Source organism: Sedimenticola selenatireducens, from assembly GCF_963675335.2.
GTDB classification, from domain to species: Bacteria; Pseudomonadota; Gammaproteobacteria; order Chromatiales; family Chromatiaceae; genus Sedimenticola; species Sedimenticola selenatireducens.
In genome coordinates, this window is record NZ_CAXXYC010000003.1 from 543489 (window position 1) to 557055 (window position 13567).

Genomic DNA, 13567 nt, shown 5'->3' on the forward strand with positions numbered 1-13567 from the left:
GCCAACAATCTGAGGAGATCCGATATGGCAGTTATTAACAAGACTATGGTAGGTGAATCACTGGTCGGCGACGGCAATGAAGTGGCACACATCGATCTGATCATGGGGCCACGCGGCTCTGCAGCAGAGACGGCTTTCTGTAATGGTCTGGTCAACAATAAAGATGGCTTTACATCACTGCTGGCTGTTGTGGCACCGAACCTGCCCTGTAAGCCACACACGATGATGTTCAATAAGGTGACCATCAAGGGTGCGGCGCAGGCCGTTCAGATGTTTGGGCCGGCACAGCGTGGCGTGGCCATGGCTGTCGCCGATTGCCTTGAGGATGGCACCATTCCTGCCGATGAGGCGGATGATGTGTTTATCTGCGTGGGGGTGTTTATTCACTGGGAGGCGGCGGATGACGACAAGATCCAGGACTACAACTACGAGGCAACCAAGCAGTCAATCAAGCGGGCTGTTGCTGGTACGCCTACTCCTGCAGAGGTGATTGCGGGTAAGTCGACTAACGAGCATCCGTTTGCTGCACACGCCTAAGTGATCGTTGTGGGGTCCATTGGGCCCCACACTTTTTCTCCTCGTCAGGAGCAGGTTATGCACTGTTTGGAATGTGGCGAAACAGTATCTCAATTGGATAACGGGCATTTGCTCGAATGCAGCAACCTGACAATCCAGGAGTATGCAATACGTCACCAGCTGCCACTGGATTTGATTCTGCATAGTGATCAGATTAACCAGCCTGATCATATTGAAAATTATGCCCGCCCTGTTGCCAGACCGACAGAGGCGGCGCGACAGGCCCTGTTGGGGCTGCGCTGGGCGGGATTGCTACAGGAAAATGATGGTTTCGTCGATGTGGCTGGTGAAGTACGCCGCCTGGACCTGCTGTTGTGGACTCTGAATCATCTGGTTGATTACGGTTTTCAGTTTCATCAGATTTATGAATACCGCTCGGATACACATCGTGTAGTGGCGAAAAATCTTCTCCGGGCACCGTTGCGAAATCTGGTTCATGACTGGGCAATGCCTGAACCACCACCTGCCTTTTTGGGCGCTCTGGCAGTGTACATGGCCCACCGTGCGGAGTGGCATGCGGGTTACCTGTTTATGCTCTTCAGCCGACCGATTTATGCCGAGGCCGTTCGTGAACATTTGGCCTGTAATTTTCACATCCATTGTCAGGTGCTGGATGCATCCGGTGAATCAGATGCAACAGGTGGTTCACTGTTACGCACGCTGACACTGGCTGATGGTGACAAACTGCTTGAGTTGATGAAGGATCGCCTGATGACCATGCCGACGGCCTGGGAACGTTTTCAGGCCATTACACCACAGGCAAGTGTGACCAAGGAGCTGGTTTTTGATTCCGCCCATTTTATTACTGACCATCCGGCCAAATGCTCCAACCTGCATGGAGGGCGTTATGTCCTGCAGGTGGAAGTGACCGGGCGTATCGATCCGGTAACCGGATGCGTGGTGGATTATGGCTATCTGAAACGTGTGGTAAACCGGCTGATCATCGAACGTTTTGATCATCATCATCTGAACTATGCAGCGGAGGAGTTGGCCTGGCGGTCCAGCACCGAAATGCTATGCGTCTATATCTGGGAACAGTTGATTGAATATCTCCCCGGATTGAGTGGCATACGTCTGTATGAGACGACTAATTCATGGTGTGACTATCAGGGAAGATCACTGGCTGAACAGCAGGTACAGGGTTCCGAATCATTGTTATATCCATTTCGTGCCAAAAGCGATTATACAGAACTTAGACGACGCCTGATTCAGCAACCGGGCAAACCCAGGATGACGGCATGCTCGGTCAGCTGAAATGCCGGATATCCGCCGCGGTCAACGCGCCATTGTGCAGCGCGCTTGCCAATAATACTCCGGCGGCGCCGGCTGATTGCAGTTTTTCGATATCAGAACGGTTGCGCACTCCACCGGCCATGTACAGGGTCGCGTCAGGCGCGACCGACTGCCAGCAGGTGAGTCGTTCCATGTCGGGACCCTGCAATGATCCCACGCGGGAGAGGTTCATCAGAATTAGGGTGTCCGGACGGCGTGCACTATCGCGCGTGATACCTGAAGGATCGCGCAGATTATCGTCGACCGAATCGATAGAGAGAATCGTCTGGTCGACTGGGAACCAACGGTTGAATTGCCAACTTTCAGAGCCGATGACCGGTCGGAATGCGAGTTGAGATTGCAATGCCTGGATTGCTGCAGGAGAGGAAAAGCCCGCATCTACCCAGAGAATCAGTTGGGGAAAGGTGTGAGCGATTGTTTGCAGGGTCAGGAGATTATTGCCCATTCCCTGGATGGCATCCAGGTCTGCCAGGTAAAGCTGCTGCATGCCTAAGTCATCGTAAAGTCTTGCTATCAACGGCATGACTTCACCCTGGCGGCATAACGGTGAGTCAACTGGTCGATACCCGGCGCGACGCCCTCGAATGGCGTGAACCGCCTGGCCTTGCAGAAGATCAATGACAGGGATGATATTCAAGGAGTTTGTATGCGGATCTTTGTATTTGAATACATAACCGGTGGTGGTTGTGTGAACGAGGAGATGATACCAAGTCTGAAGGCGGAAGGCGATATGATGCTTAACGCCATTGTCCGTGACCTGACGGAACTGGAATCAATTGATGTGCTGATCAGTCGTGACGTGCGCCTGGATTCGCTCTCCCTGCCAACCAACATCCACTGGGTAGAGGATGACTGGTGGAGCGCCTGGCTTACCTGTGTCAATGAAGTCGATGCGGTGTTGCCCATTGCTCCGGAAACCAACGGCGTCCTGGAGTCACTGTGTCGTGCCGTTGAAGCGTCTGGAAAACTGTTGCTCAATAGCAGTGCCGAGGCGGTGTCTATAGCATCCAGCAAAAAGGCGACCGTGGACTGTCTGGCCATGCAGGGAGTTCCGGTGATACCCACCTGGCGGTTTGGGGCCCATCCCCGCTTTAATAATCAGCCACTGGTGGTGAAACCTGATCAGGGCGTGGGTTGTCAGGATATTCACATCATTGCGGATGAAGCAGCACTGATTGAGTATGTAAAAAGTCGTGACCCGATTATTGAGTGGGTGGTACAGCCCTACATGGCGGGCCAGTCGATCAGCATGTCGATTATGGTGGGTCACAGTTGTGTCTGTCTGGTCGGCACAAATATTCAGCGGGTGGTGCAGATGAACGACGGCTTTTACCTGCTGGGGTGTGTTGTCAACGGACTCAAGAGCCACCAGGTGGAACTGCTTGAATTGGCGAAGGGGATCTGCGCGGCGATTCCAGGGCTGTGGGGCTATGTTGGCGTGGATCTGATTCTTACCGAGCAGGGCCCGGTTGTCCTGGAGATTAACCCCCGGTTAACCACCGCATATGTCGGATTGAGTCAATCGACCGGCAGGAATCTGGCGGCGATGATCATGCAACTCGCCGAGTGCCCAGGCGCACTGCCGACGGGATTGATCACCGGTGAGTGTGTACATATCGACCTGGAGCTGGGCCGTGTTGCCTGAGCAGGGAGTGATTGGCTGGGATGTCGGTGGTGCCCACCTGAAGGTGGCGTGGCAGGACCGGCGCGGTACTTTGCGGCGCGTGGAGATCCGGGCGACACCCTTGTGGCAAGGATTGGAATCGCTGGATCTGGCGATACGGGAGCTTGCGCAGGAGTTGCCGCTACAAATGTGCGAGCACCGTGTCACCATGACGGCGGAGCTGGTTGACCTGTTTGACGACCGCCGGTCGGGTGTCTGTGAACTGGTTGACTGGCTGAGCGTCAGGTTGCCGCCACAGCAGCTCTTTTTTTTCGCAGGCCAGAAGGGATTTGTTCCCGCCGCTGTGGCCTCTAATTTCTATGAGCAGATTGCCTCAGCCAATTGGCTGGCGACAACCAGCTTTGCAGCTTCGGTGATTGCCTCTGGTGTGATGATCGATGTCGGGAGTACCACCAGTGACCTGCTGCCATTCGATAAGCACCAGCTACAAAACAGGGGTTTCACTGATCGTGAACGTCTTTTGCATGGAGAGATGATCTATGCGGGCATCGTGCGTACGCCGCTGATGGCGATTACCGATCGGGTTCCGTTTAAAGGTGATTGGTTGACCCTCGCCAATGAACATTTCGCCACTACAGCGGATATCTACCGCATCCTGGGTGATCTGCCGGAACATGCCGACCTCTATCCGGCTGCTGATGGCAAGGCCCACTCAATAACGGCCAGCATGCGACGATTGTCGCGCATGATCGGAGCGGACCTGGGCGACGGCTCCGATGCCGACTGGTATCGATTGGCGGCTTTTTTTGCGGATCGTCAACTGGATGCGCTCTCATTGACGTGCCAGCGGCAGTTGAGTCTCGGATTGGCTGATTCCGCGACCCTGGTCGGAGCCGGAGTTGGACGGTTTCTGGTCCAACGTGTGGCGGATCGGCTTGGGTGCCCCTATATCGATATTGGACAACTGCTCACGCAGGGGGAATACGGTGCAAAGGCCGCGGATTGCGCCCCGGCAGTCGCACTACTGCGTCTGCAGCAATGCCGGAGTGCCGTATGTGCCTGAGAGTGCGAATACCCTACCAGCCCGATAGCGCCGCGCTGTTTGCGCGTATTGCCGAGAAATCCTGGGCGGTGTTTCTGGATAGCGGATATCCCCGCACCAGCGCCGGTCGCTACGACATCCTGGCGGCCGACCCTTATCTGACCCTGACCACGCGGGCCAATATTACCGAGATACGCGGTGAAGCTAGCATACGCCTGAGTCCGGATGATCCTTTTGCACTCTTGCAAGAAGTGTTGGGTGCGCATACAGAGAGTGCTGCGGATTTACCCTTTGGCGGTGGCGCAATCGGCTGGTTCTCCTATGATCTGGCATGGCGCATTGAACAGCTGCCGGAACAGCCGGACAATCGGGATCAAGTTCCCGAAATGGTAATCGGCCTTTATGACTGGGCTGTCGTGGTGGATCATAAACTATGCCGCAGCTGGCTGGTTGCTGAGGGGAGGGACCAGCGTACCCGTGAGCGCTGGTGGTCGCTGATAAAGCTTTTCTGCACCCCGTCAAGGCCGCGGATAAAACGTCCGTTCCATATTACGGGTCCGATCCGAAGCAATATGGATCGCGCCACTTATGTGGCGGCGTTTCAGCGTATTAAGCAGTACATTCTGGATGGCGACTGTTATCAGGTGAATTTTGCGCAACGCTTTTCAGCGCCGGCGGAAGGTGATGGCTGGAGTGCCTACCAGGAGTTGCGGCGAATGAATCCCGCTCCATTTTCCGCCTATCTCAAAACACCTCATGCAGAGATACTCGGCTCATCACCCGAACGTTTTTTAAAGCTTAAGGGCAAACAGGTGGAAACCAAGCCGATTAAAGGAACACGACCCCGGGGTGATACGCCGGAAGGCGACTCCGCCATGGCCAGAGAGTTGGCATCAAGCTCCAAGGATCGCGCCGAAAATCTGATGATAGTGGATCTGCTGCGCAATGACCTGGGCCGGGTTTGTAATGCCGGAACAGTAAAGGTGCCGGAAATATTTTCTGTTGAGAGTTATGCCACCGTACATCACCTGGTCAGCACGGTAACCGGAGAGCTGAGGGAAGATCAGGATGCGATTGGACTGCTGCGTGCCTGTTTCCCCGGTGGTTCTATTACAGGCGCACCCAAGATTCGCGCCATGGAGATCATTGCGGAACTGGAGCCGGATTGCCGCGGGCCCTATTGCGGCTCGATAGCCTATATCGGTTTTGATGGCCGGATGGATAGCAACATCGTGATACGCACCCTGGTCTACAACCAGGGGGAGATATGCTGCTGGGCGGGCGGCGGTATCGTGCATGATTCCGAAGTCAATGCCGAATACCAGGAGACCTTTGACAAGGCATCTGCCCTGTTGTGTTTACTCAAAGAGAGCCAATGGTCCAATGTGGGTAGTTAAGATCGGCGGCAGTCTGTATGACAGTCCACAACTCGAGGCTTGGCTGCGGGTGATCGCGGCGGGTGAACACCCGGTCATTCTAGTGCCAGGAGGTGGGCCGTTCGCGGATCAGGTACGTGTGGCGCAACAGCGCTGGCAATTTGATGATGCCACAGCCCACAGCATGGCGCTCTGCGCAATGGATCAGTACGGTCTGCTGATGTCAGGCATCGAAGAACGACTGCAAACGGCAGCTGATCCGCAACAGTTGAAACAGATAGTGGCAGATGGTCGCAGTGCCGTCTGGCTGCCTGCCGCGGCAGACCCTGACGTGGAGCCTAGTTGGCGGGTGACTGCTGATAGCCTGGCACTCTGGCTTGCTGCAAAAGTAGGGGCGGAAGGTGTATTGCTGGTCAAGTCGGCCCCGTTGACAACAGCGGGTTCGGATCTGCTGGATGCGGCGTTCGATGAGTTTCAGCGGCAGTGGGGCGGCAAGGTCAGGCTGGCGCATCGTGATGGGAGCAGTGACTGGCTGGCTTTGTCGGGTTATGCCTTCGGCTAACCCGACCTACTGCGCGGATTGTTCGCCTCGAATGCAGGTCGGATTGGCGCAGCCTAATCCGACAACTATTCTACTTAAAGTTTTACCTCCGCTTGGGACCGCTCAGTTTACTCGGCGGTCCATTTTTTTACCTGGACGATAGGTCACGCCACTCAATGATCTCCACGCGTAATATGTCTTCGAGCTGTTGAATACATTTTGTTGCCGAAAATGGTTTGCAGGAGTAGAGATCCAGGGTGAACAGTTTCTGCTCCCGCCAGGTGTAGAATGAGCAGCCTGACTCAGCCCAGGCCTGAAAGCCGCCGATGCCATGATGCAACTCACTGACTTGGTCAGGGGAGAAGATCAGCAGCTTGGCTATCGGCGTCATGCCCAGTGTCTCTGTCATGATCTGGAGTACCTGCCTGACCGTCTGTTCGGTGATCTCCTCGACGCCATAGAGTCCTTCGATGACGGCGCGCTGGCGATAGATCTCGGGACAGATGGTCACTAACGAGTGGCCCGGTGGGGCGTAAGGGTGGTCGTGGTGTCATGGCGTAACGGCAGGGCATCCCTGGCCCGCAGCATGGCCTCACGGTCTACTCGGCTGGTTCGACCGGCGACGCAGAGTGCACTGCGAAATCCCAGGTAGTCGGCATTCAACGGCAGCAGGGAAGGGATGTCGTCAAGCGTCAGGCGACCGGCCAGTCCGCAGACCAGCCCGAGCCGTTGTGCCTGATCGACAAAGCGGCCCAGTCGGTCCAGGGTCCAGAGATCGGTCAGGCGTCCATTTTGTTTTTCCGCGGTATCGATCATGACCCCATGAAAACCTTGTGTGGAGAGTAGCGGAAGCAGGGGTGTGGGATCAAAGCGGTCGGCAAAGCAGACAGCGATCAACTGATTGTGCCGGCACTCCTCTTCCAGAGCCCTGATGCAGGAGGCTGCTGTTGGTTCATCGAACAGGCCGAGTTTGATGTAGTCAACACCACAGTCTGCGGTGTTCCTGACGGCGGCCTGGATGCGCTTTGGATCGGGAGGAAGATCGCCCAGGGTCGCACTGACAGGCCGCTCGCCATTGACATAGTCTACGATGGCTGCGATCCGGTCGAGGTCGAGTGCGCCCAGGGCGCCCCGGGAGGGATCTTTGCAATCAATAATGTCGGCGCCGGCGTGCAGGGCAATAGCCGCCTCTTCAACCGAGCAGATGCTGGCCAGCAGACCGGTCATGCACATTGCCTCTTGCGATAGTCGTGGACCTTTCGCATCAGCCAGTCCCAGGCCTCCTGTTCTTCACTGCCCGCGGTCTTGTCGATGGCGATTTGCAGATAAGCGATCTCGCTTGCCAGTTTTTCGGGCGTAAGCAGATGAAGCCGGCTGACCAGTATGGCCAGCTCCAGCACGGCCGCCTGTGCACGGTTATAACCGCTGAATGGGCGATGATTGACCTGGTGAATGCGCTCGCATGAGAGCTCGGGCCGCTGGGTATCCTCTTTGACCTGCTGAACGCGGATCTCTTCATGACTGAGGGCGTCACGCAGGCGCAGTCCCTCGATCTTTTCACACGCTAGCAGGGGCCAGTCATAGTGCTGGGTCAGGCAACCGGCATAGATCCGCACATCGTCGGTGGTGTTGATACTGGCGGCGCCATCCCGCAGCAGGTTATCCAGTGTCCGCGAGGGACGAAAGGGTGCAATCAACCAGCTGTTGCCCCGCTGCCGAATGCCCATGGGTGCCATATGCGGTGATCCATCAGGGTTACGGGTGATCAGGATAACTTCATGAATACGTTCACTCATAGACGCCTCAATGCAGTACCAGTTCACTGCCCAGTGTCTCAAGCAGATGCTGTGGATCCAGTTTGTAGTGATCCATTTTCATCAAGTGATAGCGATCAAAATAGTCGCTGATGGATGATTCAATCCCCCTGTCAAAGCCGGGTGCAACGGCATGGGTCTTGCCCTGGATGGAGCGTATTACCTGGCCCTTTTCAACCACCGCGATACCGTTCTTGAACACCAGTTCTGCCTTGCCAAACATGGCGGCCTTATCGGCCTGTGGCTGGTAAACGGCAATGTCTGCAATGGCCCCAACGGAGAGATGACCCCGGTCACCGAGGCCCAATAGTCTGGCCGGTGCGGCCCGGGTCATGATGGCAATATCATTCAGGTCATATTCACGCTCCAGATGGCGCAACAGGGAGATATCCGCCGATTTCGCATTGATTCGGTCCAGCCACTGGTTTCTGTAGTCTCGGTCCATCAGCAGTCTGAACAGTTCCGGATAAGCGGTAAAGGGCGCGCCATTGGGATGATCGGTGGTGAAGAAGACCCGCCAGGGATCATCAATCAGCATGAAAAGCTCCAGGCCGATCGCCCACTGCAGGGCATTGACATAGTTTTTCGGACGATAGCGGAACGGCACAATGCCGCCACCGCCATCTTCGCCTTCCCAAACCACCCACTTTTTCGGATTGGCAATATGGCGTGCATCAAACTGGCGCATTACATCACCGGAAATGGTGACGGTCTGACCAAACAGCACTTGTCCGATATCCACGGTAATATTGGGATTCGCCATGATGGCATCGGCCAGTGCGCTGGCCCCGGAGGAAAAGCCAGAATCCCCGTTGTCCCCGTAACCATAGAACTGCACATGGGCCAGGTGCATGGGCAGGCCATCCGCCGCCTTGATGGTATCGAGTGCGGTGTTCACATTGCCGGGAATACCCAGGTTATTGCAGTGAACATGCACCGGATGCGGGATGCCCAGTTGCACAACCGCGCGCTGCACCGCGCTCAGGATTGCGCGCGATGTCATGCCGTACATCGGCACCTCGTCATCCAGGTTCAGTTGTCGCTGGTTGAACTTGAAGGCGGTGGCACCCCCCGCGTTGATCACCTTGACCCCCAGGCACCGGGTGGCGTGCAGGGTCCAGGCAATATAGTCATTGATACGGGCCTGTTCCGCGCCATCCCGCAGCATACGCAGCAGGAAATCATCATTGCCGACAATGGCCAGACCGGCGGTATCAATGATCGGTATGTCGGCCAGTTCAGCATGCGCCTGGTGGGCATTGATCGGCAGGACGGCGGGCTCGACGACCGTGGTAAAGCCCATCTCCGCATAGCGGTAGCCGGTGTCACAAGCCGACCATTTGGCACCGGAGAAGGGGAATTGTGGAAGGCGGGCGCGCTCGGCCAGGTGCTGTTCGGGTAACAACAAGCGGGCGTTGTTGACATTGCCGCCGGCGATGTGACTGTGAATGTCAATTGCACCGGCCATCAGGATCTTGCCTTCCAGGTCAATGGTCCTATCCGCCTCCGCCATGTTGTCTGGTGCCTCGCAGATACGTGCATCCCTGATCCAGATGTCACCACATGTCCCGTTGAGCTGATTGACCGGGTCGTGTATTCGAGCGCCTTTAAGTCTTATCAGCATGTGCGTGGTTCCTGTGAAATCAGCTGCTCACAAAGTGTGGCACTGCCGGGCAGCGGGTTGTCGATCAGTCTCTTGAGAGGAACCAGTCTCAGTCCATCGGCACGATGCAGATAACCCGAACGGTGTATACCAGGAACGCCGACCGGCAAAAAAATGGCGGGTTCTGACTGTGTGAATGACATCGCTGGATGTCCAATAACAATGGTGTTTTGGGCTACATCGGGTGGGGGTGCACAACTGAGACTACTGATCCAGACCAGCAGATCGGTTTCACCGGATTGCATTAGCCGGTTACCGGCATACCTCTGCAGATCCTGTTCCGGATAACCCTTTGCATGACAGGTGCGAATACCAAAACCGTTATGCCAGGCGGCGCTCAGTTGTGCGGTCGTATCGCCTTCCCCCGCGCCCAGCATCAGCAATGCGCTACGTCGGGTTTCATTGATATCACGCACCAGCCCTACACAGGTGCGGATGATCAGCTCAGCGTTCTTCCCCGGCAGGCGGCCAATGATAAACACCGGGTAATTCGCACCCGTGATCTGCGTCAGCAGTTCATCGCTCCCGGCGGTATCGGCTTGTACCGGCTTGCCGGCAAGACGTGCACGTGTGATTGATAGTAAATCGAGGCAGTCATGGTTGAGTGGATGGATAATCGGTGGTGAGTCGGCATGCAGCCGCTCCGTGCTGTCGAGCAGCTTCTCGTGCAGTCGCGGGTAGGTCTCTTGCGGGTCATGGCCAATCAATACAACCAGGTCGGCACGATTGCGTACCTCACCCATGCTGCTGACCTGCCAGCCGCCTTGCTGGTAGATCTGCAGATTGCGGGCAATTGCATCGCCATGCAGATGGTCGATGGCACCGCCAAAGTGATCCGCCATTTTGACTGCAGCCTTGCTGTCCAGCAGATCGCCAATCAATCCGTGAAACAGGGGTAGTCTGGCTTCTCGCAACATTTTGCCCGCCTGCTGCAACGCCTGCTTCCAGGTGGCCTCTTTCCCATGGATGAGGGGTGTTTCCCGGGTCGCCTGGAATGCACTGGTAAATCCCGTGCGGGCCTTCTCGCAAGGTATCTGCTGCGCGGTCAGGGCTTCGTTGTGTACTGGCAGTGACAGATCGTCACAAACCATGGCACAGAAGGGGCAGCTAACAAACGCCAAAGTGTCCAGCCTGTCGTGTCTGTTCATAATAGGCAGACGGGAGCAAAAGCTGGGCCAATCTCACTTGGTGCCTTTTTTTGTCAACGGTTTTCGACCCTGCTTGGTACTGCCGGGTTTGGCATATTCCAACAGATTCTCTTCCGTTGGCGGGGTCGCCACGCCCCAGTCGAGCATCTGGTCCTGGGTATAGCGTTTACCCAGTTGCAGGGCAATCTGGGCACGCGCCAGCTCAACGCCGAGGTAAAAGGCGTGACTGCCATCCTCTTCCACTCCCAGGTGGGGAAACAGGTCAAACGGATCAACGGCCTGGTGCAATGCATCCCGATTGTAGATGTGTATGCCTTGCTGGTTGACCTGTATGCGAAAGTTACGGTCTTTAACCCGATTGGCCGCACTGCTGATTTCCGCCGAATCATAGGGAAACGGATTACGTTCATGTCGGTTACTGAGCCCGCCATGCAGGCGTTTCGGCAAGGTGCGGTCTGCCCTGGACCGATACATGATGCGCCGTGAGAGGTCGGCCTCGCGTATCGCCGATCTGCAATGGGGGCTTACTGCGGTGGTCAGCACGGCCCCGACATGCAACTCGGATATGATGCCAAACAGCAGGGCATTGATGCCGCTGGTGTCCGCTTCGGTAAGCTCGGTCAGATTGCCTACACCCATCATCATGGGTGCGTCGGGGAGACGTCTTCGTGCCTCGTGATAGCGCACAACGGATTCGGTGAATCCAAAGTGGATGGGGTCGAGTATAGGGTCAATGAAGCAGCTTCTTCCTTTCGAATCGAGCGTCTCCCATGCGCGCTGCAGGCTCTCCAGATCGCCCGCGGTATAGGGGATCAGAATGGGTGTGGCAGCCACTTCATCGGCAATCCACAGCGTCTGTTCGGTCAAGCTGAGCAGATAGTCGGCACCTGCCTGGCCACCGGCCAGCAGTTCCTCGTCCCGGTGGGAGTCTACGCTTACCCTGAATCCTTCCGACTTGAGCAGTCGCACACTCTCCGCCAGATGCGGAAACGGCTGGTCAGGAAGACAGCCCAGATCAATGATATCGGCGCCATCCTGGCGAAACAGTTCAGCCTGATGGAGTATGGAGGCCGGAGTCAGGTTGGGGGCATCCACGATCTCGGCAAAAATCAATACATCGTGCTGACTCAGATCGGCCGGTTGGCCTGCCTGTCCCAGCCATTCCGGCAGATCGCGCAATTCATCCGGTCCACGCTGAAATGGGGTGCCATAGTGTTCACTCAGTCCTTCCAGGTCGCCGCGACAGCGACCAGGGATCACCACCCGGCTGGCGTTTCCGGTATCTGCCAACTGGCGTTTGATCATCTCACCGGTCAACAGCGCCGCTACCTTGATTTTGAGTGGCCGTACTTCCCAGGTTACGGGGGTTGGTGCCATCGCGTGCAGCACCTGCCTCAGGCTGGCCTCGGCCAGTGACCCGGTCAGAAAGAGGAGATGTTCTGACATGGCGCGGGTAGGTCGAGGGCATCCTCGAGTGACTGTAGACCGGTTACCACCCGGGTATATTCGAAATCCATCAGCCGGCGAGTGTTTTCCAGGTCGATGCGGCGTGGATAGACCATGACGGTTCCGCCGGGTGCCTCTGTCTCCATTTCCGGCGCCGCATCACAGGCAAATACGATGCTGGGTATACGGCATTTGCCGGCCTGGGCATAGACATTGGTAACCAGTGAGTCGGATATGCCGTAAACCATCTTCGCCACGCTGTTGGAAGTGGCTGGTGCCACGATCAGTTGCTTGTATACCCCTTCATAGAAAAGCCCCACCGGCGATGCACTGGCTGTGTTGTCGTGAAAAATGCGGAAGCGCTGTTTCAGTTGCTTGACCGGAAGGCCGTAGACCTGGAGTACTTCGGCGGCCGCTTTACTGAGAAACAGATCGACCGCCGGGAGTCGCTCCGCCAGCTGCAGACACTCTTTAAGATAATGTCCCGAGCCGGTAATGGCCCAGGCCGTGCGGCCGGTATCAGTCATGGATGATCTCCCGCTGATAGATGCCCCATTGTTGATCGGCCTCTTCGACGGCCACTTCCAGTGTCTGCAGATTGCCAAGCCCCTGGTGCGCATGCAGGGCGTCGATGAGGCGGTTGCTGATATGGTAAGCAAGCATCTCTGCCGTGGTATTGGTTATCGGCAGCAGAATGCAGCTTGCGCGGCTCAGGATAAAGCGCTTGTCATAGCTGCGGATTTCCAGCATGTCGTCTTCCCGTTCAGTCAGCGTAATCTCGTCGCTTTCGGTTGGTATCAACACGCCGTCATGCAGTTCCGCGCAGATCCTGGCAGCCAGCTTGTTCAGCAGAACAAAATCGATGACGAAGGCATCCCGGGTGTTCTCCCCGCGCGCCTCCAGTTGCAGATGGAAGTTGTGGCCGTGGATATTTTCGCAGCTCCCATTGAAGGTGATGAAGTGCGCGGCGTTGAAATGGAGTTCGCCTGGGTGTACGCGCACTGCAAAATGGCTCATGTCCCGGTATCCTGCGTGTTGACTCGT

15 protein-coding genes are annotated in these 13567 nt (G+C 56.3%); 6 read left to right on the forward strand and 9 right to left on the reverse strand.

The genetic code is table 11. The features are described 5' to 3' along the window. Positions 1 to 24: 24 nt before the first annotated feature. Together fae and ACHZBF_RS06280 are read left to right on the forward strand one after the other, a co-directional pair. The gene (gene fae / locus ACHZBF_RS06275) at positions 25 to 537 is read left to right on the forward strand and encodes a formaldehyde-activating enzyme (protein ID WP_321527951.1); all 513 of its coding nucleotides are present in this window, start codon (positions 25 to 27) and stop codon (positions 535 to 537) included. A gap of 57 nt (positions 538 to 594) precedes the next feature. Beyond that, positions 595 to 1830 carry a 6-pyruvoyl trahydropterin synthase family protein gene (locus ACHZBF_RS06280; protein WP_084609924.1) on the forward strand — a complete coding sequence of 412 codons (1236 nt, stop codon included), beginning with the start codon at positions 595 to 597 and terminating at the stop codon, positions 1828 to 1830. On the opposite strand, the gene ACHZBF_RS06285 is transcribed toward ACHZBF_RS06280, so the two are convergent. Further along, positions 1823 to 2506, reverse strand: coding sequence for a HisA/HisF-related TIM barrel protein (locus ACHZBF_RS06285; RefSeq protein WP_029132995.1), 684 nt, complete (start codon positions 2504 to 2506; stop codon positions 1823 to 1825). The two genes, ACHZBF_RS06280 and ACHZBF_RS06285, sit on opposite strands and share 8 nt — an antisense overlap. A 9-nt stretch (positions 2507 to 2515) precedes the next feature. Here ACHZBF_RS06285 and ACHZBF_RS06290 point away from each other — a divergent pair, with 9 nt between their 5' ends. The 4 genes from ACHZBF_RS06290 to ACHZBF_RS06305 are packed head-to-tail and all read left to right on the forward strand — an operon-like array spanning position 2516 to position 6473. Beyond that, positions 2516 to 3514: an ATP-grasp domain-containing protein gene (locus tag ACHZBF_RS06290; RefSeq protein WP_029132996.1), complete on the forward strand. Its 999-nt coding sequence runs from the start codon at positions 2516 to 2518 to the stop codon at positions 3512 to 3514. After that, positions 3471 to 4556 carry a hydantoinase/oxoprolinase family protein gene (locus ACHZBF_RS06295; protein ID WP_321527952.1) on the forward strand — a complete coding sequence of 362 codons (1086 nt, stop codon included), beginning with the start codon at positions 3471 to 3473 and terminating at the stop codon, positions 4554 to 4556. Before ACHZBF_RS06290 ends, ACHZBF_RS06295 begins: the two co-directional genes overlap by 44 nt. Next, complete coding sequence (pabB, locus tag ACHZBF_RS06300) at positions 4547 to 5932, forward strand: aminodeoxychorismate synthase component I (RefSeq protein ID WP_321527953.1); 1386 nt, start codon at positions 4547 to 4549, stop codon at positions 5930 to 5932. The genes ACHZBF_RS06295 and pabB overlap by 10 nt, the downstream gene beginning before the upstream one ends. Beyond that, positions 5919 to 6473, forward strand: coding sequence for an amino acid kinase family protein (locus ACHZBF_RS06305; RefSeq protein ID WP_321527954.1), 555 nt, complete (start codon positions 5919 to 5921; stop codon positions 6471 to 6473). Before pabB ends, ACHZBF_RS06305 begins: the two co-directional genes overlap by 14 nt. A gap of 127 nt (positions 6474 to 6600) precedes the next feature. Here ACHZBF_RS06305 and ACHZBF_RS06310 read toward each other — a convergent pair whose 3' ends face one another. From ACHZBF_RS06310 to ACHZBF_RS06345, 8 genes are read right to left on the reverse strand one after another with little or no spacing between them, the layout of a single operon-like run. Further along, on the reverse strand, positions 6601 to 6963 hold the full coding sequence (locus tag ACHZBF_RS06310) for an S-adenosylmethionine decarboxylase (protein WP_321527955.1): 363 nt from the start codon (positions 6961 to 6963) through the stop codon (positions 6601 to 6603). Then, the gene (locus ACHZBF_RS06315) at positions 6963 to 7679 is read right to left on the reverse strand and encodes a (5-formylfuran-3-yl)methyl phosphate synthase (protein ID WP_321527956.1); all 717 of its coding nucleotides are present in this window, start codon (positions 7677 to 7679) and stop codon (positions 6963 to 6965) included. Before ACHZBF_RS06315 ends, ACHZBF_RS06310 begins: the two co-directional genes overlap by 1 nt. Then, on the reverse strand, positions 7676 to 8248 hold the full coding sequence (locus tag ACHZBF_RS06320) for a DUF447 domain-containing protein (protein WP_321527957.1): 573 nt from the start codon (positions 8246 to 8248) through the stop codon (positions 7676 to 7678). Before ACHZBF_RS06320 ends, ACHZBF_RS06315 begins: the two co-directional genes overlap by 4 nt. Positions 8249 to 8255: 7 nt before the next feature. Next, entirely contained in the window at positions 8256 to 9890 is a 1635-nt protein-coding gene (locus ACHZBF_RS06325; RefSeq protein WP_321527958.1) for a formylmethanofuran dehydrogenase subunit A, read from the reverse strand. Next, the gene (locus ACHZBF_RS06330) at positions 9884 to 11077 is read right to left on the reverse strand and encodes a hypothetical protein (protein ID WP_321527959.1); all 1194 of its coding nucleotides are present in this window, start codon (positions 11075 to 11077) and stop codon (positions 9884 to 9886) included. The genes ACHZBF_RS06325 and ACHZBF_RS06330 overlap by 7 nt, the downstream gene beginning before the upstream one ends. Before the next feature lie 33 nt (positions 11078 to 11110). Beyond that, positions 11111 to 12523, reverse strand: a complete 1413-nt coding sequence (locus ACHZBF_RS06335; protein WP_321527960.1) for a DUF6513 domain-containing protein — start codon at positions 12521 to 12523, stop codon at positions 11111 to 11113. Then, the gene (locus tag ACHZBF_RS06340; RefSeq protein ID WP_321527961.1) at positions 12499 to 13050 is read right to left on the reverse strand and encodes a flavoprotein; all 552 of its coding nucleotides are present in this window, start codon (positions 13048 to 13050) and stop codon (positions 12499 to 12501) included. The genes ACHZBF_RS06335 and ACHZBF_RS06340 overlap by 25 nt, the downstream gene beginning before the upstream one ends. After that, entirely contained in the window at positions 13043 to 13540 is a 498-nt protein-coding gene (locus tag ACHZBF_RS06345) for a 6-pyruvoyl trahydropterin synthase family protein (RefSeq protein ID WP_321527962.1), read from the reverse strand. The genes ACHZBF_RS06340 and ACHZBF_RS06345 overlap by 8 nt, the downstream gene beginning before the upstream one ends. Positions 13541 to 13567 lie beyond the last annotated feature (27 nt).